This is a genomic window from Nocardioides humilatus (assembly GCF_008373755.1).
In the GTDB taxonomy this organism is placed as follows: domain Bacteria; phylum Actinomycetota; class Actinomycetes; order Propionibacteriales; family Nocardioidaceae; genus Nocardioides; species Nocardioides humilatus.
On the sequence record NZ_VUJV01000092.1, the window covers coordinates 1 to 318 of the forward strand.

At 58.5% G+C, this 318-nt stretch carries 1 protein-coding gene; it reads left to right on the forward strand.

Features of this window, described 5'->3' with window-relative positions; translation table 11 throughout:
• Window positions 1–16: 16 nt before the first annotated feature.
• Window positions 17–318 (forward strand): chitin-binding domain-containing protein (locus tag F0U44_RS24090; RefSeq protein WP_149730603.1); only part of this gene is annotated, 302 nt, incomplete at its 3' end.

Consider the following 318-nt stretch of genomic DNA (forward strand, 5'->3'; position numbering starts at 1 on the left):
GCAAAACCTATTCAAAATGGCAGCTAAGTTCGTCGTTGTTGCTTTCTTGGTCGCGGCCGCTCACGCTAGCGCGATTCATGGCGACTACACCAGCTTCTCCTACGGCGTGTCAGACCCCCACACCGGCGACGTCAAGAGCCAGCACGAGACCCGCGTCGGTGACAGCGTAGTAGGACAGTACTCTCTCTTGGAATCTGACGGTACTAAGCGCACTGTCGATTACGCTGCTGATGCTCACTCTGGATTCAACGCCGTCGTGCGCAAGGACCCCGCTCTTGTACACACTCCCGTTCTGGCCCACTCTGCGGTCGTCGCGCC